The sequence below is a fragment of the Helicobacter bilis genome (assembly GCF_001999985.1).
Classification (GTDB): Bacteria; Campylobacterota; Campylobacteria; order Campylobacterales; family Helicobacteraceae; genus Helicobacter_A; species Helicobacter_A rappini.
The window spans coordinates 166,101-184,312 of the sequence record NZ_CP019645.1 but is presented as its reverse complement, the minus strand read 5'-3'; the positions used below and the strand labels follow the sequence as shown (position 1 = coordinate 184,312).

Annotated in this window: 27 protein-coding genes; 5 read left to right on the top strand and 22 right to left on the bottom strand. The window is 31.9% G+C overall.

What is annotated here, in order from left to right:
- The first annotated feature begins 57 nt into the window (after positions 1 to 57).
- Positions 58 to 213: a hypothetical protein gene (locus XJ32_RS11625; protein ID WP_155761415.1), complete on the top strand. Its 156-nt coding sequence runs from the start codon at positions 58 to 60 to the stop codon at positions 211 to 213.
- Between the two features lie 204 nt (positions 214 to 417).
- On the opposite strand, the gene XJ32_RS00860 is transcribed toward XJ32_RS11625, so the two are convergent.
- From XJ32_RS00860 to lptE, 21 genes are all read right to left on the bottom strand, one after another.
- The gene (locus XJ32_RS00860) at positions 418 to 708 is read right to left on the bottom strand and encodes a plasmid mobilization protein (RefSeq protein WP_077388022.1); all 291 of its coding nucleotides are present in this window, start codon (positions 706 to 708) and stop codon (positions 418 to 420) included.
- A complete protein-coding gene (locus XJ32_RS00855) occupies positions 701 to 910 on the bottom strand; it encodes a hypothetical protein (protein ID WP_077388021.1) in 210 nt (69 codons plus the stop codon). Before XJ32_RS00855 ends, XJ32_RS00860 begins: the two co-directional genes overlap by 8 nt.
- Before the next feature lie 79 nt (positions 911 to 989).
- On the bottom strand, positions 990 to 1,649 hold the full coding sequence (locus XJ32_RS00850; protein ID WP_077388020.1) for an AAA family ATPase: 660 nt from the start codon (positions 1,647 to 1,649) through the stop codon (positions 990 to 992).
- A gap of 237 nt (positions 1,650 to 1,886) precedes the next feature.
- Positions 1,887 to 2,405, bottom strand: coding sequence for a hypothetical protein (locus tag XJ32_RS00845; protein WP_077388019.1), 519 nt, complete (start codon positions 2,403 to 2,405; stop codon positions 1,887 to 1,889).
- 83 nt (positions 2,406 to 2,488) lie between these two features.
- Positions 2,489 to 2,995, bottom strand: a complete 507-nt coding sequence (locus XJ32_RS00840; protein WP_077388018.1) for a hypothetical protein — start codon at positions 2,993 to 2,995, stop codon at positions 2,489 to 2,491.
- A gap of 40 nt (positions 2,996 to 3,035) precedes the next feature.
- Complete coding sequence (locus XJ32_RS11620; protein WP_155761414.1) at positions 3,036 to 3,209, bottom strand: hypothetical protein; 174 nt, start codon at positions 3,207 to 3,209, stop codon at positions 3,036 to 3,038.
- A 34-nt stretch (positions 3,210 to 3,243) separates the two neighbouring features.
- Positions 3,244 to 3,582 (bottom strand): hypothetical protein, encoded by a 339-nt coding sequence (locus XJ32_RS00835; protein ID WP_077388017.1) that lies wholly within the window; start codon positions 3,580 to 3,582, stop codon positions 3,244 to 3,246.
- Positions 3,583 to 3,587: 5 nt separating this feature from the next.
- Complete coding sequence (locus XJ32_RS00830; RefSeq protein WP_254422402.1) at positions 3,588 to 3,842, bottom strand: hypothetical protein; 255 nt, start codon at positions 3,840 to 3,842, stop codon at positions 3,588 to 3,590.
- 10 nt (positions 3,843 to 3,852) lie between these two features.
- Positions 3,853 to 4,392 (bottom strand): hypothetical protein, encoded by a 540-nt coding sequence (locus XJ32_RS00825; protein ID WP_254422401.1) that lies wholly within the window; start codon positions 4,390 to 4,392, stop codon positions 3,853 to 3,855.
- A gap of 152 nt (positions 4,393 to 4,544) precedes the next feature.
- A complete protein-coding gene (locus XJ32_RS00820) occupies positions 4,545 to 4,847 on the bottom strand; it encodes a hypothetical protein (RefSeq protein WP_020995565.1) in 303 nt (100 codons plus the stop codon).
- A gap of 1 nt (position 4,848) precedes the next feature.
- Positions 4,849 to 5,187: a hypothetical protein gene (locus tag XJ32_RS00815; protein WP_077388016.1), complete on the bottom strand. Its 339-nt coding sequence runs from the start codon at positions 5,185 to 5,187 to the stop codon at positions 4,849 to 4,851.
- Between the two features lie 12 nt (positions 5,188 to 5,199).
- The gene (locus XJ32_RS00810) at positions 5,200 to 5,634 is read right to left on the bottom strand and encodes a hypothetical protein (RefSeq protein WP_077388015.1); all 435 of its coding nucleotides are present in this window, start codon (positions 5,632 to 5,634) and stop codon (positions 5,200 to 5,202) included.
- Positions 5,631 to 5,837, bottom strand: a complete 207-nt coding sequence (locus XJ32_RS00805; protein WP_004089408.1) for a hypothetical protein — start codon at positions 5,835 to 5,837, stop codon at positions 5,631 to 5,633. Before XJ32_RS00805 ends, XJ32_RS00810 begins: the two co-directional genes overlap by 4 nt.
- A gap of 182 nt (positions 5,838 to 6,019) precedes the next feature.
- The gene (locus tag XJ32_RS00800) at positions 6,020 to 6,250 is read right to left on the bottom strand and encodes a hypothetical protein (RefSeq protein ID WP_077388014.1); all 231 of its coding nucleotides are present in this window, start codon (positions 6,248 to 6,250) and stop codon (positions 6,020 to 6,022) included.
- 218 nt (positions 6,251 to 6,468) lie between these two features.
- The gene (locus XJ32_RS00795; protein ID WP_077388013.1) at positions 6,469 to 6,663 is read right to left on the bottom strand and encodes a hypothetical protein; all 195 of its coding nucleotides are present in this window, start codon (positions 6,661 to 6,663) and stop codon (positions 6,469 to 6,471) included.
- 12 nt (positions 6,664 to 6,675) lie between these two features.
- Entirely contained in the window at positions 6,676 to 7,821 is a 1,146-nt protein-coding gene (locus XJ32_RS00790) for an ATPase domain-containing protein (protein ID WP_167619977.1), read from the bottom strand.
- Positions 7,822 to 8,520: 699 nt separating this feature from the next.
- Positions 8,521 to 9,135 (bottom strand): helix-turn-helix domain-containing protein, encoded by a 615-nt coding sequence (locus XJ32_RS00785; RefSeq protein WP_077388011.1) that lies wholly within the window; start codon positions 9,133 to 9,135, stop codon positions 8,521 to 8,523.
- A gap of 90 nt (positions 9,136 to 9,225) precedes the next feature.
- Positions 9,226 to 9,954: a MarR family winged helix-turn-helix transcriptional regulator gene (locus XJ32_RS00780; protein ID WP_077388010.1), complete on the bottom strand. Its 729-nt coding sequence runs from the start codon at positions 9,952 to 9,954 to the stop codon at positions 9,226 to 9,228.
- 110 nt (positions 9,955 to 10,064) lie between these two features.
- Positions 10,065 to 11,246 carry a glycosyltransferase family 9 protein gene (locus tag XJ32_RS00775; protein ID WP_077388009.1) on the bottom strand — a complete coding sequence of 394 codons (1,182 nt, stop codon included), beginning with the start codon at positions 11,244 to 11,246 and terminating at the stop codon, positions 10,065 to 10,067.
- Positions 11,247 to 11,391: 145 nt separating this feature from the next.
- On the bottom strand, positions 11,392 to 12,519 hold the full coding sequence (locus XJ32_RS00770) for a cytochrome-c peroxidase (protein ID WP_077388008.1): 1,128 nt from the start codon (positions 12,517 to 12,519) through the stop codon (positions 11,392 to 11,394).
- A gap of 197 nt (positions 12,520 to 12,716) precedes the next feature.
- Positions 12,717 to 13,220: an LPS assembly lipoprotein LptE gene (gene lptE, locus XJ32_RS00765; protein WP_004088720.1), complete on the bottom strand. Its 504-nt coding sequence runs from the start codon at positions 13,218 to 13,220 to the stop codon at positions 12,717 to 12,719.
- 157 nt (positions 13,221 to 13,377) lie between these two features.
- Here lptE and XJ32_RS00760 point away from each other — a divergent pair, with 157 nt between their 5' ends.
- From XJ32_RS00760 to kdsA, 3 genes are all read left to right on the top strand, one after another.
- Complete coding sequence (locus XJ32_RS00760) at positions 13,378 to 14,139, top strand: TSUP family transporter (protein ID WP_077388007.1); 762 nt, start codon at positions 13,378 to 13,380, stop codon at positions 14,137 to 14,139.
- A 19-nt stretch (positions 14,140 to 14,158) separates the two neighbouring features.
- Positions 14,159 to 15,217, top strand: coding sequence for an ATP-binding protein (locus XJ32_RS00755; protein ID WP_077388006.1), 1,059 nt, complete (start codon positions 14,159 to 14,161; stop codon positions 15,215 to 15,217).
- A 70-nt stretch (positions 15,218 to 15,287) separates the two neighbouring features.
- Positions 15,288 to 16,115 carry a 3-deoxy-8-phosphooctulonate synthase gene (gene kdsA / locus XJ32_RS00750; protein WP_077388005.1) on the top strand — a complete coding sequence of 276 codons (828 nt, stop codon included), beginning with the start codon at positions 15,288 to 15,290 and terminating at the stop codon, positions 16,113 to 16,115.
- A gap of 121 nt (positions 16,116 to 16,236) precedes the next feature.
- Here kdsA and XJ32_RS00745 read toward each other — a convergent pair whose 3' ends face one another.
- Positions 16,237 to 17,496, bottom strand: a complete 1,260-nt coding sequence (locus tag XJ32_RS00745) for an ArsS family sensor histidine kinase (protein ID WP_077388004.1) — start codon at positions 17,494 to 17,496, stop codon at positions 16,237 to 16,239.
- A gap of 114 nt (positions 17,497 to 17,610) precedes the next feature.
- Between XJ32_RS00745 and XJ32_RS00740 the strand changes: the two genes are divergently transcribed.
- The gene (locus XJ32_RS00740) at positions 17,611 to 18,165 is read left to right on the top strand and encodes a hypothetical protein (protein WP_077388003.1); all 555 of its coding nucleotides are present in this window, start codon (positions 17,611 to 17,613) and stop codon (positions 18,163 to 18,165) included.
- Positions 18,166 to 18,212: the final 47 nt, after the last annotated feature.

The window sequence follows — 18,212 nt, the reverse complement described above, 5'->3', positions numbered from 1 at the left end:
TTACTTCATGTGGTAAGATTTGTCAATTTGAATATAGATATTCTAAGGTAAATTAGTGTGTTTAAGGCTTATCTCAACAAGGAATATGGTTATAACATTTATGCTAAAAAAGATTCTATAAAAGATACTGCAAAAGATTCCAAAATAGAATCTAAACCGCATTGCAAAATGATAAAAATAAAGGTATTGAACACTAAAATGTATGATATTTAGCACTTGCCTTTAAAATAGACTTGGCTGGTCTTTGTTTCCTTGCTTTTAACAATTAAATCTTGAATAAATTGGTTTGTGTTGTCAAGGCTCTCGCAAAATTCTTTCAATTCTTGGTTAATTCTAAAGCTACGATTAAATGTAGGTTCTTTTCTAGGTCTGCCACCTTTATTTTTTTCCTTGTCTCCATTTTTTGTCCTTTATTTCTTAAATAATCTCTATTGGCTTATCATCTGTTAAAAGCTTAGTCCTTGAGTATTCTGTTGTTGTCATTCTATATGATTTAGCAATATTTTCTATATACTCATACTCTTCTTGTGTGAGATAAAGCGTTATTCTTTTTACTCTTTTGTCTTTCTCATCTTTTAGAATCATACCTTTTTTCACGCCACCTATTTTTCTAGTAGGCTCACTGCCACTTGCATTATTGATAAATTCTTGTAATTTATCAGAATCTATATTTTCTGCTTTTTGTTTTAGATTCACTTTTTTAAACATTGTCTATCCTTTCATTTGTGTTGTTTTGTGTTTTATCTACTAACACTTCTTGTTTCAACTCATCTGTATAGTCATTTTTTGTGAGATTATCATTTGTATTATTATATTCTACAAATACTTTCATGTTGGCTTTAACACCACTAGATAACCCCTTAAATGCCTCTACATATTCTTTTTTTACATTTTCGACTATTAAGGTCATGTATATCCTTTCTCATAATTTATGATAAATCATGATAAATTATAATATTTTATTATAAATCAACATAATTTATTATAATTTATTTCATACTCTTGCATATTTCTTTATACAGATTCATAAAATCTGTATATGCCTTATCACTTTTATTGCAAAATTCAGTTATTCCTATGCCATATTCTACTGCATTTCTATATGCTTCTCTCTCATATATTACTGAATCCATTAAAGACAAATTCTCTAATTTTTGTTCTCTAATATATGTTTTTAGATTATCCACCTTTTTTTGTAAGAATGGGTTAGGACTAGCTTTTGTAACGATGATATAAGCTTTTGACTTCTCGTTAAACACTCTAGCTTGTTCGTATATCTCATTCATCTTGCTTAACACCATAATATCATATTGACTAGGGATAAGCGGTATTAATACAATATCTGCTACAATCAAAGCTAATCGCATTTCTTTAGAATCTCTACCGCCTGTATCTATAATGATAATATCATATTTAGATTCTAAGCTTTTCACTTCTTTTGCTAATGAGTCGCCTATCTTTGATAAGCAATGAAAAGTTAAATCTTTATTCTCATTAGTCCTCACATTACAAAAAGCTTCACTGCTTCTTTGTGGGTCTGTATCTAACAATAACACTTCCTTTTTATCCATGCTAAATTGTATAGCTAGATTCACACTTAAAGTAGTTTTACCACTTCCGCCTTTCTCATTTGCTATTGCAATAATCATTATATATCCTTTAATATGAAATACAATGTTAAAAACATTATTTTAACGCAAAATATCATCTTTAACATTAAAACAACATTTTTAATCTTAAAACACTATTATCTATTTTAAATCATGTCTATTTATGATAATTAATCATAAAAGATTATAAAATATCATAAAATACTTTTACCTACTCACAAAAACTTGGGTGGGGCTGGGTTGCGTGGTGTTTTTCGCCCTGCTTCCGCTCCGCTTTTAGCTCTCGCTTTGCCCTGCTTTTGTTTTTGCATTAATGTTGTATGTAATAATTTCTTGTTTTTTATCATTTCGCACTATTTGCATACTCTCATTAACATTAGAAACGATAGCATGGGTATATCCTCTCTCATTTAGCATTTTTCTTGCCATTATTAAAGCTTCATCTGCTATTCTTGTAATAAGATTTAGCTTAATTTTTGGATTTGTATCCTGTGCTTCATCTGTTTCTTTCCACATTTCTAATTGAAACTCCTCCATTCTTTCAAGCCTTTCAACTCTCTCCATTTCATCTTGGTATTCTTGTGTCTTTTCAATCTCTTGCCAACTAATCTCTTGGTGTATATTTTGCAATACCAGATTCTCTAGTTTTTTTAGCTCCTGCTTGATATTTTCAACGATTTTCTCTTGTTCGCTTGCTGTCAATTCACAAAATATAAGCTCATCATCAAGGTGGATTTGCAAAGACTTTATCCTATCTATTATTTCATTTTCAATTCTTTCAATTATTGTTTTCATGTCCTAATCCTTTTTATTAATGTATTTTTTATGATAATTTATCATAAAATATTTTAAATTATTGTAGCATAACACTTCAACTTTTACAAAAAAACTTGGGTGGGGCTGGGTTGCGTGGTGTTTTTAGCCCCGCTTCGCCCCGCTTTTAGCTTTCGCTTTTGGTGGACTGCCTTTATAACCCTTTTTTCAATTACACTATTAAAGCTATCTATATGCTTGTAGTCTGTAAGGCTTTTATGCTGTTTATGCGATAAAGATATATCTTTCATGCTAAAAGTTAGCAATGATTTCTTTTTAGCTTTTAAATCTAGTTCTTGTTTAGATTCTGTGTTCTGTAAAGCTTTGTTAGAAAAATCTTTTCTTGCAATAGATTCTGTGTTTTCTTGTTTGATTGCTTCAAAGATTACTTCTTTTAATTTTTCTTTTAATATTTGATTATTTGCTATCCCATTATATGCTTGTGGATATGTCATTGCAATATCTATAAAATGTAATTTAAAAATCTTTTCAAATTCTATTTTTGCTTCTTTCTCATTATGCAACGATTCTATAAGTTTAACATGTTTGCTTATATCATCTTTTAAACACATAATCTTTTCTATTGTGTCTTTATCTGTGATATTAGCTTCTTTAGATAATAGATTGCATTTCGTTTATATATTTGTTTTCTGTGTTTGCTTCAAACTCTGCTTTATCTAATTGTGTTTCATTGTCTTTAATGCTAGATTCTGTGTTTTCTGCATTAAAGTCTGTTTGTATTTCTGCTTCTGTTGACTCTGTTTCTGCTTCTTGTGTTTCTTGCATATTTGTATCTATGCTAGAATCTGTTTCACTTTCACTATATTTCTACGATTTCATCGGCTTTGTAAAATTCAAGTGATGAAAATTCGTTTTTATCATTAACTAACATTTTTTCTTTATGGATTGTTAGTTCTGTTATGTCGCTGTCTTTGCTGTCTAAAAATATACGATTATTACCGCTTGTAAAATGTTCGTATATTCTTTTTTTGCTGTCTCTGCTGTCTAGCTCCGCTTCTTTGTATGTCTTTGCTAGATAGTTAATCATGTCTTTTAAACTTATGCTTACAAAAACTCTACTGCGTGTAAATCCGCTGTAATATTCGCCTTGTAATTGTTCTGCTACAAAACAATCAATAATTTGTATTTTTGTTTTCATGTCTTTTACTCCTTGTCTAGCAATACGCTTTTTAAATGTTCTTGTGTTATCTCTAATATATCTATATTTTGAGATTCTGCCCTTGTCTTTGCTAACTCGTTTTCTATTAGCTCGTTAAGCTTTTGTGCTGATTCTTTTTGATATGTTGGGTAAAGCACTGATAAGCAAAAAATAATATCCTTTTCACAAAATAGCTTTTTTAAAATCTGCATTGAATAATCATTTTGCATTACATTGCATATATAAAAAATAGTTTTCATTCTCCCCCCTTTATTCTGTTTTGCTATCTTGTGATTCTAAATCGCTTTCGCTTATTTCATAATCCATTAATTCACTTGCTAGGCTTTGTAAATATCCTTCAATGATTCTATTTTTTGCTATGTCTGGTGAGTTTAGAGTCTCTGTAACGCTCATTTGTATAAAATCTGTTCCGCTTGTATCGCATTCACTGCAAAGATTATCAAAATATTCGCTTATCTCTTTTTCGTTTTCATCATAGAATTTTTCCGCTGTTGCATACCAACATAACGCATGCCCTGTGCTACTTATGTGATATTGCAAAGTCTCTAGCTCATCTTTTAGAAAATCAAAATCTAGCTCTTGACTCTCTTTTTTCTTTTCTAGTTCTTGTATTATTTCTGCCCTTTCTTGCTCTGTGCCATAATGTGAATACTCTTTTCTGTTTTGTATTTCTACTTCACAATCCAATCTTTGCAAACTCAATAGAATGGGATAATTATCCGCTATTGTTTCCAACGCTTCTGCATTTAATCTTAAATCATCATCTTTTAAAACTTCACTTAGTAACATTTTTTATCCTTTCCTTTTTAAACATTTATTTATTTTTTAATTACTATTAATTTAACACTTTAATAATAATTAAAAAAACTTTTTAATCTCTGCCTTGCGCAGCAAGGCAACTATAACAAATAATTCTTTTCCGCCGATTTTTTAGCGTGGGCTTACCACTTAACAAGCCCTTGTTTATGGTCGAGTCCGACTCGGTGCTTCTCGTTGGCGTTCTTAATAATCGCATGTTTTAGCCCTGTTTCACGCATTAAGATTAAAGCGGTTTGCTCGGCTTCGGTTAGATTCTTGGTTGCTGTTTCCACGCTTCCTACACTAACAAGCGTATATAATACCCCCTGTTCTTGTTGAAGTAGTGTAACTTCGTAAAATTCTGTTATAGGCTCTTGTAAGCTGTCAATAACTCGCAAGACTCCGCCCTTTGCTCTCTCTAGTGTTTTGATGTGTTGTTGTAGCATGTTACGCCCCTTTCTTGTTGTCTAACAATATGCAATGTTTAGCATTTATGCACTTTTCAAAATAGCATGTCATAGGCTCTTGTTCTTTTACATGTTTTAGCAAGGCTTGTATGTCATTATGCTTTTTAAAGCTTTTGTGGTTTGATATAAAGCTAATTTTATTTGCTTCTATTGTCCCAAACTCTACTAACTCGCCTTTAAAACTGCTTTGGCATAAAAACACACATAAGGCGGATTTTAAGCCCGTTATGTTCCTTTTGTGTGATGAAATAGCGTTATAATATGTTGCACCTGTTGTCCTGTTTGTCTGCCTTGTCGCATAAAATTTTGATATTTTCATATTGCCCCCCCCTTATGCTTTCTTTCTTAGCCTAATTTCGCCTTTTATGATTGCTTGTAGTAGCTCCATGTTGCTATAATCAACTGCTATTTCTAAGGCGTCCGCTAATGTAGAATCCGATTCGCAATTAAAAAAACTTGCCATGCTGTCATAATAAGGGTTTAAAAGCTCGTTTAGGTCTATATTATAGCCGAGTCTATTTAGTATGCCTTGTGCCTTTTCTAAAGTGTGATTAATAGCTAGGTAGCAAATATCTACTTTTTCATAATCTGTAAAAATTTCACTTTCTAGGCTTTTATGGAATAAATCCGCTAATTTGTCGGCGGTCTCGCTCTCGCGGTAGATTCCGCTTAATATCTCCAATGCCTTGTAAATGTCGCCATATCCAAAGGGGCAAATTTTTGTTAAAAATCTGTCAAAGGTATAATCGCTGATTTCTTTTTTCATATTAGCCCCCTTGTTGTTAGCTCCGCTTTTATAAACTCAAAAAAGCCATTTTTTAAAGCTTCTTTTAGCTCCGATTCGCCCATGTTCTCCAGCTTTGTTTCAAGCAGTGCGGTTTCGTTTTCTTGTATTTCTTGCTCGTGCTTATCTCTTAATAGCACATTAACAAGGTTTTCTAAAGTGTAAAAATCATTATAGCCTAACATTGTTTTAACCTTTCAAGTAAAATTAAAAGGTTATTGAAGTATTAAGGGGTTAAAGTGTGGTTATTTTTGCTTTTGTTCGCTCTCTTTAATATCTTTTCTTGCTTTAAATTCTCTGTATATAACATAACATAAAATCATACACATACAAATAAAATTTAAAGTTACTGCAATTTCGTTTATATTCATGTTTTATGCTCCTGTAATTTAAATTCTTGCTTCAATTTTTCCATATTATCATAATAAAGGATAATAAAAAGGATTGTAGCAAACACACAAACAAATAAAGCAAATAAAGGCAATATTTTATAATTGCTATCATTATATATAAAAACGCTCAAACCTGCGTCTATACTTGCAAAAAATAAGGCTACTGCCCTGTATGTTTCCGCTGATACCTTATAATATTCTTTCATACTGCCAAACCTTAGCAAAAAAAGCTAAAAGCATTATAACCTATTTTAACATTAATATTTCAAATAACCCTTAGAATCTAAAGAGAAACAAAAGGCTAAAAAAACTTGACTTTATTTTTTAATCTCGCTATAATGTCGCTGATTTTATTTGCTTAAAGTCAATTTTGATTTTATCTATATTATTTCCTCTTATTTTTATGTCTCTCATTGCTATATGCTTATGTGTTAATTTCTCTTGCATTCATCTGTATAAAAAATTGATAGATTGTATATGTCTTTAATATGTTGTTTTCTGTGAGTATTTTTACTTCATTATTACTAAAATCCACTTTTGCTTTTATAATCACATTAGTGCCTGTTATTTGATAGCTTTTGTATGGAATTTCTTTTGTGTTTTCTATTGTGTTTGTCATATTGTGTCCTTTCTAAACTAATAATCCCTCTAAATTAACTTTTTCTACTTGTATCTGTGGCTCTGTTTCTTGTGGTCTCATTTTAATTTCTTGCTCTCCTTTAATTTTTCCTTGCGGATATGAGTGTGATTGTTTAAAATATCTATTCATATCACTACTACTATTCTTGCTTGTGTCGTGTAATGGCGTTTCAAACATGAGAGTGTTTCTATTAAACTCTACATTGTTTTTTCCTAATACTCCCTCTTGCTTATTCTTTTTAATGTTGATTATGTATTCAAAATCATCATCTTTCTCGTTCTTTTCAATGGATAGTATTATTGATGGCACATATTGCCCTATAACACTTCCATAAGGCGATGATTTATTAGCTTTTGAGTATTGGACTATCAAAAATATTGCAATCTCATACTTTTGGACTAATTTATGCAATACTTGAAATTTCTTATTTTGCTTTTCTACTTCATACTTTTCATCATGCACTTCTATACACATTTGTGAATCTATTAAGAAAAACTTTACACCCTGCTTTGCTAGATTTGCTATGGCTAATTCTAGTCTATTTAGTTCTCTAGTGTCTGTATCTAAGAATCTATTTATCCGCATTGCATTATATGTATCTTGTGTTATTTGATTTTCTTTTAATAAGATTTTATCTATCTTATTGCTTCTTTCTATGTAGCTTTTAGCACTAAATTCAAGGCTAAAATAGCAAGTTTTATGATTTTTGCTAAGATTATGTAATATTTGTAATCCTAAGCTTGTTTTTCCACTTTCAGCGTCCCCTGCTATTAATATTAACTGATTAAGCTTTATACCGCCTTTTAAAGCATTATCGATACAATTTAGCCCTATTTGGTATCTCACATTGTTTGTATCATGTTCTTTGAGATAGTTTTCCCATTCAGCAAAGCTTTTAATATGCTCGTTTGTTCCCATGCTATCATTGATTTGTTCTATTGATTTTATGGAATTAAAGAGTATAGAATTGATTGTGCTTGAATCATTTTGCAATATTTCATTTCTAAGATTTGATAGAAAGTTAAGCGTTGTTAATGTTTTATTGTTTTCTACAATTTTTATCACATACTCATCAATATTTGCAATAGGTGATTCTGCCATGATTAATGCAATATCATCAAGTGTTATGTGTGGCATATCCTTTTTTGCTTCCATGCAAATCATCTCTGGCGTAAAGGATTGATTTTTTATATTCACTTAGCAACTCAAAAAAAACACTTAATCACTAACTAAAAAACACACAAACACATAAAAGCCTTATATAAAGGGTTTTATGTGTTTGTGTTTTATAATATGCTTATATGTTATAATTCCTTTTTTTTACTTCAACATGATGTTTTTTTGTTTATATCTTATGTGTATTTTTGAATGTATTCTAAAAAAGGATACACAAAACATTACTACATATTAAAGTATGTTTTATGTGCTTAAAAGGCATATAAAACTACACAATAAAAGCTTATAAAATCCATTAAGTAAAGAATGCAAAAATTAAAGCATTATTTGCTTATGTAATTTTAATTTGTATCAAAGTATTAATTAATTTGTAACGCTTTAAAAATGATTTTGTATCAAGTGTTTTTTATACTTTGTATTTTGCAAAAGCTTTATTTGTATTTGTGAAAACACGCATAAGCATTAATGTTATTATGCATGTAATGTATATGCTAGTATGCAATATTAATGCTTAACACATGCTAAGGCTTAAATGTATTTATTGCTTTTATGCTCGGCTCTTAGTATGCAAACAATGCTAACTAAGCAAGGCATTAATATACATGCAAAGGCTTATAAAGCAATATAAACAAGGCTTTAAAGCTTTATATATTCTAGTTTTCATTTGCTTACAATCTCTACTTCAATATGTTTAACAAACTCTTTATTATTGTTAATGTTATTATTGTCTTTGTTAATGTTTATCTGTTGTGCGAATGCTGGGGGTTTTGGAATAACTTGCAATGTGTCGTTAATGTCTTTTATAGCACTTGTGATATTTTTTAAATCTTTTGTATTTGTGATTCCATTATCTAGTAAATCATTACATATATGTAAAATCTTATTGCTTAAATCTTGGAATATATACGCAAAATAAGGGTTTTTTTGTTTGACTATGTTTATAACTTCACTTACTATTAAAGTATTAATATTTTTACATTCTATCAAATCGTTATTTTGTGTATCAATTAAGCCTTTATTTTGTATATTTTGCAAGTGTTCGTTAATTTGCAAACCTCGTTCGTTAATTATTTTTTCAAGTGTTGAAAAGCCGCTATTTAGGGCATTTGTAGCATGTTGTGCCTGTTCGTTAATTCTTATATTATTTTGTTTAATATACTTGCATAATGTGCTTTTTGAAATGTTATATTCTTTAGCTAGTTTTGATATTGAATAATACCCTGTTTGATACTTTGGAATGATGTCTTTATATGGTATGCTTATTTTTCTACTCATTTTTATGATTACCTTTATATTTGATATTTTGGAATGTTTAAAAAGTGTTTTGTAAGTGTAATTATAGACTATATAAAAAGCAGAATAACTTTATATAGTCTTTTTTACATAATTCATAAACAATTCATACTCATCATCACTAAGTATCTTTTTCAAGCTAGAGAAATTGATACTATTTGCTCTCTTAATCTCTTTATCGCAAGTTTGAATGATGTCTGCAATAAATTTCTGCGGTATCACAAAGGATTTAAGGCTATTACTTTTCTCTCCCTCCCCCCTAAACAAACAAATCAAATCAAAAATATTTTTAATTTTTGATTTTGCATTTGTTTTTATATCTACTCTAGCATTTAATATGCTAGAGTTTTGTATATTTGTATCTCTATATAGTATAGAAACTGACTCTTTTGGATACACTTTTGATTCATTTGAATACATTTCTGTATCTGTGAAATTTGCAATATTTTTTTGCTTTGTTTTGCTATATTTATTAACATAATTTGGTACAATATCACTTGAAGTTTGAGAGTTGCTATGTGCTTCTTTAAAACTTTTTCTTCTTACACTTATATAGTTTTGGGTTACCATATACTCTTTGCAAGACTTAACAATTAATTCTCTTTTTACTAACTTCCCTAAGATTTTGTAGAGATGTCCCCGAGCTATGTTTAAGTGTTCTGCTATCTTTGTAATACTTATACGATAACTTTTACAATTACGATTATTGTAGTAGTAGAAAAAATCTAAAACTATTGCCTCTTTTATACCTACGCTTAATGATTTTAATAAACTTTTGTCTATAAAGTAGTTAGACTTCATATTTTAAACTCCTAAAATTAGCAGTTTATGTGTCAATGTGTCGCACAAGTGTGTCAATTTTCACTTTTTTACGATACTATAAACGCCTAAATTGCTATGTTTTAAGAGAGTTAATAGAATTCTAGTTCCAGCAACTTATATCCAAGGTCTAGCACCTCTTGCGGTGTGATTAGTCTCATGCAATTATGGTGTTTTAGGGGGCAGGTCTTTTGTTTGCAAGGCACACATGAAAGATCTTTTTGTATAGAAATCGTATTTTCTGTAATGTAGTATTCTCCCCTTTTTTCAGTTTCTAAAACACTCCAAGGACTACACCAAGAAAAGGGCATAGGACCAAAGATAATAATGCTAGGTAAATTTAGCGCTCTAGCAATATGTGTCGTCCCGCTGTCATTGCCGATATAAAGTCTGCATTCACTTAAAGATTGAATGAGTTCTTGCATGCTAGTTTTCCCGCTTAGATTCTCTAATCTTTCATAATCGCTTTCTTTCAAGGCTTCTTTCACACTTTTTTCTATCTGTGCGTTTCTCTCTATATCATCTTTAGCCCCATAGATTCTAACATTATAGCCTTTGTGTATGAAATCTACAATCACTTCTATGAAATGTGAAATAAGCCACATTTTAGAATCTCCATAACTCGCACTTGTGCTAATGGCAATAATCTTTTTTTTCGACTTTTTCTCTGTAAAAGGAAGGTAGAGTTGTAAATCTTTTGCTTCATTATAAAGCATATTTTGCACACGACTTGCAAGCGGATTGTAATGCACGCTTTTAGAATCTAACTTGCAATCTTTAAAAAAACTATGCGGTAAAATCGGCAGCAATAAATGAATATAGCTTAACACCTGATGTGTGCAAAGTGGCGGACGACCGCTTGTATATTTGACTATATGAGTTAAGAGAAATTTACGCATACCAAAAGCATTTTTATCACCATAGCCAATGCGTTTTTTAACCGCTATTTTTGAGAGTAAAAAAGCTGAAAAAAAGTTATTTTGCGTAGTTATCGCACAATCAAGTGTTATATTATTTTCATGCAAATAGCTATTAACCTCTCCTGCAAGTTTAGTTGTCTCTCTAATGCGATTTATAATGCCTTTTTTTTGCTTACTTTTATCAGTAAAGATTTTTATAAAAGTTTTATTCGTGTTAAATAAACTCACACTCAAAGCATTACCAACGAGAATGATTTTTGCTTGTGGGAAAAATCGCCTTATACAAGCAATGGTCGGTGTTAGCATCATTGTATCGCCAAGCCAATTTGGAAGTTTAATTAAAATATATCGCATTTGATACCCTTCTGTTTGGAATCTAGAATAAAAAGATTCTATGAAATAGATTGTTGGCAATAAATTATAAAGCTTCTATCAGGCTTTATTTAGCTTTTTAGATTCTATAAATAACTTTTTAAAATTGTCTTAGAAACTCGTTCCATTAAAAACTTGCTCTAGGCAAAGTTGGTATTGTTATAGTTCGTATCTCACCACTTAAAGATTCTAAAAACTCAATAATTTTTGCTATGTCTTTATTCGAGAGATTAATGCCTATTTGTATTCTCCCCATTTCTTTAATCGCATCATCAAGGTTACTAAATCCACCATTATGAAAATATGGTGCAGTTGCAGTGATATTACGCAGTGTTGGGACTTTCAGCATTTTATTAGAATCTGTGCCAAACTTCCCTAAATCACTGAATTTATATTTACCTATAACTTCAAAAGGCTGCATTGTCCCACCAAGATTTACGCCATTATGACATGTTACACAGCCCTTTTCAATAAACATATCAAGCCCTTCAGCTTCACTAATGCTAAGGGCTTTTAGATTCCCATTCAAAAAATCATCAAAGCGAGTAACTACATTTAAACTCATAATAAAACCAGCCAAAGTCTGTGCGATAAGATTCTCATCAACCTTTACTTTCGTGCCATACGCCCTTATGAAATATCGCATATACTCTTTTGAGTTGGTGATACCTTGAATGATTTTTTGCATATTGCCTTTCATTTCATTATCTGCCTTTAGTGCATGTAAAGTCGCCCTAGCAGTAATATTTTTTGATAAAAATTTACTTGTGTTTGTATCTAGTTTATCATGTCTTTTTATTTGTCCTTTGTAGTAGGCAGCATCATTAAAAAGCATGTTATAAATTGTCGGGACATTTAAATGATGGGGGTTATTTTGACTTTTATCAAGTGTGCTTGTGCCTTGCATAGCGATATTATGGCAGGTGTTGCATGAGCGCATACCATCATTACTTAAACGCGGATCAAAGTAGAGAATCTTACCTAACTCAAGTTGTGCCTCTGAAAAGCTAAAATCTGACTTTTTATCAAACATACCTTTTTGCAATGTAGCTAATTCAGCACCCTCACTCACAGGCTTTAATCCCGCTGAATGTGCCTTTTTGGCGATGGCTTCTATCTTTGCCCCTATGTCTTCAAAGCCATAAACAAGCTGTGTAAATACAAAAAAGCTACTGCATATAATAATGCCAAAAAGCATAACTTTTGATCGCACTTGAGATATAAGACTACATAGATTCTGCTTGTTTTTTTTCATAACTACCCTTTTTGTAATTTTTACATAGTCGTCTTTGCATGACACACTTTTTATCACAATAAAACAAAAATTGTTATTATACATTAATGTTATGTAGAATCTTAAAGGCTTAAGCAATCATCGCATATACAATTCACACTCAATAATTCTATCCTTTTTAAGATTATGTTTAAACTTTGGATTCCAATACAGAGAAATTAAAAGGATGCACTATAACCAATTTGAGATATGAATCTATCAAGACTTTGCCTTGCTGCTTCAATGATTGCATTTGATCTATTGTTATAGGTGATTGTTGGGCTACCAAGTGAGGCAGCATAGTCATAATAACCTTGATTTGCAAAGTTAAATGCTTTTCCATTATGATTAAAGCTAAAGGAAATATTGAGAAACACGCGATAAAAAGTCGCAATGCCTTGTGTATTTGTGCCAATGATTGTATCTTGTATATTTTCTACATTAACCTTAAGGATAGAATCTGCCTCGCTCTTATTCGCTATCCTTGAATGAAAACGCGAAACAATCGCCTCATTTACTAAGTCTTTAATCTTTACAGATTCTTCTGGATTCTCTAGATTGACAATGAGTTCTACATAGACTTTCTCACCTAAGGCTTTATTTGCATAATATGACATGGGTTTATAGCCGCAACCACTCACATATATGGCAAAAAATATAAAAAAGATTCTATAAAATAGCATGAATTTACCTAATTATGTATTCAAAAAATGAAGTTGTATTATAGCTAAAAATTATATGTAAAAAATCCCCAATATAAAATCTAAGGCATAGAATCTAACTTGTTTTATCCTATGTGTTGTGATACAATTAATTTATAGAAGAACTATAAGGAATAACATGTTAGGAGATTTGGGCTTAGATATTTATATGATTTTATTTTGTGCGGCTTTTTGTGCTGGATTTATAGATTCTATTGCGGGGGGTGGGGGTATGATTACTATCCCTGCTTTATTTCTTGCTGGGATTCCACCGCATCAAGCCTTAGGGGTGAATAAACTGCAAAGCTGTTTTGGTAGCTTTTCAGCGACTATGCACTTTTATAAAAAAGGACATATAGTTCTTAAAGATAATATTACCCCTGTTATTTGCGTATTTTTATGTGCGGCTGGTGGGACGCTGCTCGTGCAGTTTTTAGAAGCACAATTTTTAGCGAAATGTATCCCCTTTTTGCTGATTGTCTTTGCACTCTATTTTCTGTTTTCTCCAAAGATTACAGAAGAACAAAGTCATGTCCGCTACACTCATGCTTTGCTTTATTTTGTGCTTGGGGCGATTGGCTTTTATGATGGCTTTTTTGGTCCGGGGACTGGCTCATTTTTAATGCTTGCTTTAATCATGCTGGGTGGATATGGACTGAAAAACGCATTAGCTCATGCAAAGCTTTTTAATTTCACTTCAAACCTTGCCTCTATGCTTGTATTTGCCATAGGCGGACAGATTCTATGGGTGCTTGGCTTTCTTATGGGTGCTGGGCAGTTTATCGGTGCAAATCTTGGGTCTAGACTTGCACTTCGCTATGGTATAAAGATAGTCAAACCCCTTGTTGTTGGTGTATCACTTATTGTGTGTGTAAAGTTGCTTTATGATGAGTATTTTTAGAATCTTGTGTGAGTGAAGTATGTCTATTGAGATTCCAAAGCTAAAGCATTTTTTTCCACGCAGTGTGAATATAAAGAGTGATAAAACCTTTATATATGGACCACCACAAAGCGGTAAAACTACATTTGCTTTGTGGTATGCACAAAAGTTTCAGCATGTTTTCTACATGGATTTAGCTACATTATTTTCACAAACTCTTATAGCAAATACAAAAAAAGCCCTATACAATGTAAGTCAAAAGTTAGAATTACTCATTGTTGATAATATCACTCTAGATTCAATAAAATATTGTGATGATATAGCTGTATCTTGTCCTTGTATCTACATAGGTGATATACAGGCATGTCCTAGTGATTTTAGCCCATCGCCTTTGTTACCATTAAGCTTTGAAGAATATCTAAGTATGGATTCTAAGAATCTAAATATTGATGTTTTACTATCAAACTTCATTAAAGAAGGCAATAGTATAGAAATGCTTTCACTCCCAGATTATAAAAAGAGAGAATATAAATGGCGTTCAATGCAGTTTGGCTTAAAAGATGAAGCCAAAGCGTTAAGCTATATGTTAGCCTTGCAATCCTTAAAGACAAGCACCTATGGAATCTATACGCATTTAAAGCAGCATATAAAAATCTCAAAGGACAGAATCTATCCTTTAATGCAAAGTTTGCAAACAAATCATATCGTGCATATTTGCAAGCATATTGATACGCAAAATACGAATAAGAAATATAAACTTTATTTCTATGATTTTACGCTAAGTGAATTTGCAGATTCTAAACATTTTGTGCGAGTGTATGAAAATATGGTATTTTTAGAGTTGGTGTCAATGGGCTTTAAGCTGCAATATAGCCATCATTGTGATTTTATAGATACAACGCAAAATATGATCTTTTTGTGTATGCCATTTGCAAGTATAGAATCTATCGCAAAAAAAATACAGCTTATACGAAAGAGAGAGAAAGAATGTGGTGAGTATTTGATATATATTATTACAATGAGTAGCAATCATAGCTTTGATAGTAAAGCAATCGCACTTGATTTTGCGAGTCTCTCACCGCTTTTGCGTCTTGTTTAGCATTGTAAATAAGATTGGGTTTAACTTTTTGTATAATAGCCTTGAAAATTTATATTATAGGGAGCATATTATGATATTACTGAGTGGTCCATGCGTTATAGAAAATGAAGCAAATATTTATCGCATCGCAAAAGAGCTTGAGTTCGCACACAATGACACAGAGATTGACTTTTACTTTAAGGCAAGTTTTGATAAGGCAAATCGCACTAGCCTTGATGGCTTTAGAGGTCCGGGGCTTGAAAAGGGCTTATTGTTACTAGAGAAGGTAAAAAAGGATTTTGGCTATAAAATCATCACAGATATACATGAAAGCATGCAGGCAGAGCCCATCGCTGAAGTGGCAGATATTATCCAGATTCCAGCGTTTTTATGTAGGCAGACAGATTTGATTGTCGCGGTGGCAAAGACTAAGGCGATTATTAATATCAAAAAAGGGCAGTTTATGAATCCTAGCGATATGCGTTATAGCGTGCTTAAGGCATTAAAGACTAGAGATTCTAATATCAGTGATTCTGGCTTTATGCAGGATTCTTATAACTTAAGCAGTAAGCATAAAATATGGCTTACAGAAAGGGGCAGCACCTTTGGCTATGGGAATCTTGTGGTAGATATGCGATCGCTTGTAATTATGCGTCAATTTGCCCCAGTTATCTTTGATGCGACACATAGTGTGCAAATGCCCGGCGGACTTGGTGGTAAAAGCGGTGGTGATAGTAGCTATGTGCCTTATCTTGCTCGTGCTGCAAGTAGCGTTGGCGTTGATGGCTATTTTATGGAAACACATTTTAATCCACAAGAAGCCCTAAGCGATGGTCCAAATATGATTGAGCTTGGTAAGCTAAAAGCACTCATACCGATATTAAAAGAACTTGATGTGATAGCAGAGAAGAAGTTGTAAAAGTTTATAGATTCTACTTTATTGGGGTGATGTGGGGGGGGGGGGGTGGAATGCAAAAAATAGAACGAGATTCTAAATAGTCACTGCAAAACACCGCTTTAATAAAAATAGAACCTAGATTTTAATCTCGCAAGGCATTATCCAAACGGCAAAAATTCTCTACAATGCAATCTTTTATTATAAACATGTTATATCCATCTTCATAGAGATACTCCAACTCAAAGTTTTGCGTATCAAGTGTTGTTTTTACGATATACATGCCTAAGCCAAAACCTTGTGAGAGTGGATTTTTAATGTCTTTAAAATAAGGTTTAAAATATTCATTTACATCAAGTTTTAACTTTTCGCCTTTATTTTTTATAACTAAGTCTTTAGCTCTAGATTCTATAATCACTTTAGAATCTATGCTATATTTTATGCCATTATCAAGCAAGTTCTTAATACATAATGTAAATAAATGAAAATCCACTTTCACCAAGTCATCATGGTGCAAAAACACTATATTGTCATTATTATTAGAATCAATAAGTAGCATTTGCATAGCTTCTTTTACAATCTCTTGCAGGGGAATCTCTATCTTTTTTGTCATATAATTCTTACTTGCTAGCTGCTCGATTTTTGCAAACTCATCAATAAGTGAATTAAGCCTTTCAAACACGCCACACAATCTCTGCTTTTGTTTAGAATCCATAACCATTTCCGCTACAATTCGCCCTTTTGTAATCGGTGTCTTAAGCTCGTGCATAATAGATCGTAAAAAAAGCGTCCTTGCTTCACCCACTGCTTTTAGCTTCTCAACAGAATGGTTAAATTCACGCACCAATTCACCTATTTCATCTTGATTTTTAGAACCCCAAACAATAGGTCGAATCTCATTTTCATTTGCCATAATCGCTATTTCATTTTTAATATGGCTAAGTGGCATTAGTCGCTTCATAAGTGTAATATAAATAATGACTAAAATAAGCGCGCCCATAAAGGTTAGCATGTGATATTTAGACCAATTAAATGCAATAGGATCTTGATAGACAACAAAATTATCCATAGTCCGCAAGGCAATAAATATATCATTCCCATCTTGTATAACACTCACGCTAAAGCTGCCCGGATGTGGTGCTGGCTCTTGTGCTATTCTCTCTTGCATATACTCTGTTATAGGCACTTCATAAAAATTCTCTTCTTCAAGAAAGCTTTTTATACCCTCCATACTTGCATTATATTGACGCATTTTACCAATGGCTGCAACGATGATATTATACTGCTTTATACTCTCTATACCCGGCTGCACCTTGACATAAAAAAGTGAGACTGCTAGGAAACTAGCAAACGCAATGGCAAATAAAATACTGATTTGGATAAATATAGATGTGCTTCTCCACATATCTAACCTTTAGAATCTAAGTTGAATTACACTGCTTAAAACATGGCATGAAGTGATAAAATAATTTGCAAAATGTGATTATAATGTTAAAAACTCCAATAAAGGAATATAGCCATGATAAAATCTCTAAAAAGTGCGAATGTTTCTAAAAATGCAAATATATATAAAAATGCTAGTATTATTGCGTGTGTAGCCGGTGGTGTAAGCACAACCTTAGCTTATTGTAACAATAAAAAAGAAAAAGGGAAAGAAGTCGCCATGAAACAAGCGATTTTTCATGGGACATTAAATGCGTGCAAGGAAGGTCTAACCTATATCCTAACCACACAAATAAATAAAAGCACAACCAATGTGATGATACAACATAGTGGCAATAAAGCCTTATATCTTATGAAAAATTTTGGCACAACAGCTTTTAAGCTTGGCACACAAATCGCAATGAACTCTGCAAACGACATTTTAAAATGGCAAAAAGGCGAAACAACAAAAAAGGAATGCCTGCAATCTATCAAAAAGAATGCTTGTGGCATTATAGGTGGATTTGTGGTAGCGCGTGGATTCTCTATTGTTTGTGGTGCGGTGATACCGGGTGTTGGTGTATTAGCTGGGGGTATTGCGGGTGCATATATTGGCGAATATGTAGGAAGAAAGATTGCGGAGAGAGTTTGAGATATATATCCCATAATACTTGTTTGCATATTACTTAATATAAAAGA

Excerpts from the sequence above, each read along its gene's own strand:
- lptE (WP_004088720.1), bottom strand. The coding sequence starts at position 13,220 with ATGCTATTTTATAGAATCTTTTTTATATTTTTTGCCATATATGTGAGT.
- XJ32_RS11620 (WP_155761414.1), bottom strand. The coding sequence starts at position 3,209 with ATGCAAGAAACACAAGAAGCAGAAACAGAGTCAACAGAAGCAGAAATA.
- XJ32_RS00835 (WP_077388017.1), bottom strand. The coding sequence starts at position 3,582 with ATGAAAACAAAAATACAAATTATTGATTGTTTTGTAGCAGAACAATTA.
- XJ32_RS00820 (WP_020995565.1), bottom strand. The coding sequence starts at position 4,847 with ATGCTACAACAACACATCAAAACACTAGAGAGAGCAAAGGGCGGAGTC.
- XJ32_RS00855 (WP_077388021.1), bottom strand. The coding sequence starts at position 910 with ATGACCTTAATAGTCGAAAATGTAAAAAAAGAATATGTAGAGGCATTT.
- kdsA (WP_077388005.1), top strand. The coding sequence starts at position 15,288 with ATGATATTACTGAGTGGTCCATGCGTTATAGAAAATGAAGCAAATATT.
- XJ32_RS00860 (WP_077388022.1), bottom strand. The coding sequence starts at position 708 with ATGTTTAAAAAAGTGAATCTAAAACAAAAAGCAGAAAATATAGATTCT.
- XJ32_RS00830 (WP_254422402.1), bottom strand. The coding sequence starts at position 3,842 with ATGAAAACTATTTTTTATATATGCAATGTAATGCAAAATGATTATTCA.
- XJ32_RS00790 (WP_167619977.1), bottom strand. The coding sequence starts at position 7,821 with ATGCCACACATAACACTTGATGATATTGCATTAATCATGGCAGAATCA.
- XJ32_RS00780 (WP_077388010.1), bottom strand. The coding sequence starts at position 9,954 with ATGAAGTCTAACTACTTTATAGACAAAAGTTTATTAAAATCATTAAGC.
- XJ32_RS00805 (WP_004089408.1), bottom strand. The coding sequence starts at position 5,837 with ATGTTAGGCTATAATGATTTTTACACTTTAGAAAACCTTGTTAATGTG.
- XJ32_RS00850 (WP_077388020.1), bottom strand. The coding sequence starts at position 1,649 with ATGATTATTGCAATAGCAAATGAGAAAGGCGGAAGTGGTAAAACTACT.
- XJ32_RS00810 (WP_077388015.1), bottom strand. The coding sequence starts at position 5,634 with ATGAAAAAAGAAATCAGCGATTATACCTTTGACAGATTTTTAACAAAA.
- XJ32_RS00840 (WP_077388018.1), bottom strand. The coding sequence starts at position 2,995 with ATGTGTTTAAAAGATGATATAAGCAAACATGTTAAACTTATAGAATCG.
- XJ32_RS00740 (WP_077388003.1), top strand. The coding sequence starts at position 17,611 with ATGATAAAATCTCTAAAAAGTGCGAATGTTTCTAAAAATGCAAATATA.
- XJ32_RS00795 (WP_077388013.1), bottom strand. The coding sequence starts at position 6,663 with ATGACAAACACAATAGAAAACACAAAAGAAATTCCATACAAAAGCTAT.
- XJ32_RS00800 (WP_077388014.1), bottom strand. The coding sequence starts at position 6,250 with ATGAAAGAATATTATAAGGTATCAGCGGAAACATACAGGGCAGTAGCC.
- XJ32_RS00785 (WP_077388011.1), bottom strand. The coding sequence starts at position 9,135 with ATGAGTAGAAAAATAAGCATACCATATAAAGACATCATTCCAAAGTAT.
- XJ32_RS00825 (WP_254422401.1), bottom strand. The coding sequence starts at position 4,392 with ATGTTACTAAGTGAAGTTTTAAAAGATGATGATTTAAGATTAAATGCA.
- XJ32_RS00770 (WP_077388008.1), bottom strand. The coding sequence starts at position 12,519 with ATGAAAAAAAACAAGCAGAATCTATGTAGTCTTATATCTCAAGTGCGA.
- XJ32_RS00755 (WP_077388006.1), top strand. The coding sequence starts at position 14,159 with ATGTCTATTGAGATTCCAAAGCTAAAGCATTTTTTTCCACGCAGTGTG.
- XJ32_RS00815 (WP_077388016.1), bottom strand. The coding sequence starts at position 5,187 with ATGAAAATATCAAAATTTTATGCGACAAGGCAGACAAACAGGACAACA.
- XJ32_RS00745 (WP_077388004.1), bottom strand. The coding sequence starts at position 17,496 with ATGTGGAGAAGCACATCTATATTTATCCAAATCAGTATTTTATTTGCC.
- XJ32_RS00845 (WP_077388019.1), bottom strand. The coding sequence starts at position 2,405 with ATGAAAACAATAATTGAAAGAATTGAAAATGAAATAATAGATAGGATA.
- XJ32_RS00775 (WP_077388009.1), bottom strand. The coding sequence starts at position 11,246 with ATGCGATATATTTTAATTAAACTTCCAAATTGGCTTGGCGATACAATG.
- XJ32_RS00760 (WP_077388007.1), top strand. The coding sequence starts at position 13,378 with ATGTTAGGAGATTTGGGCTTAGATATTTATATGATTTTATTTTGTGCG.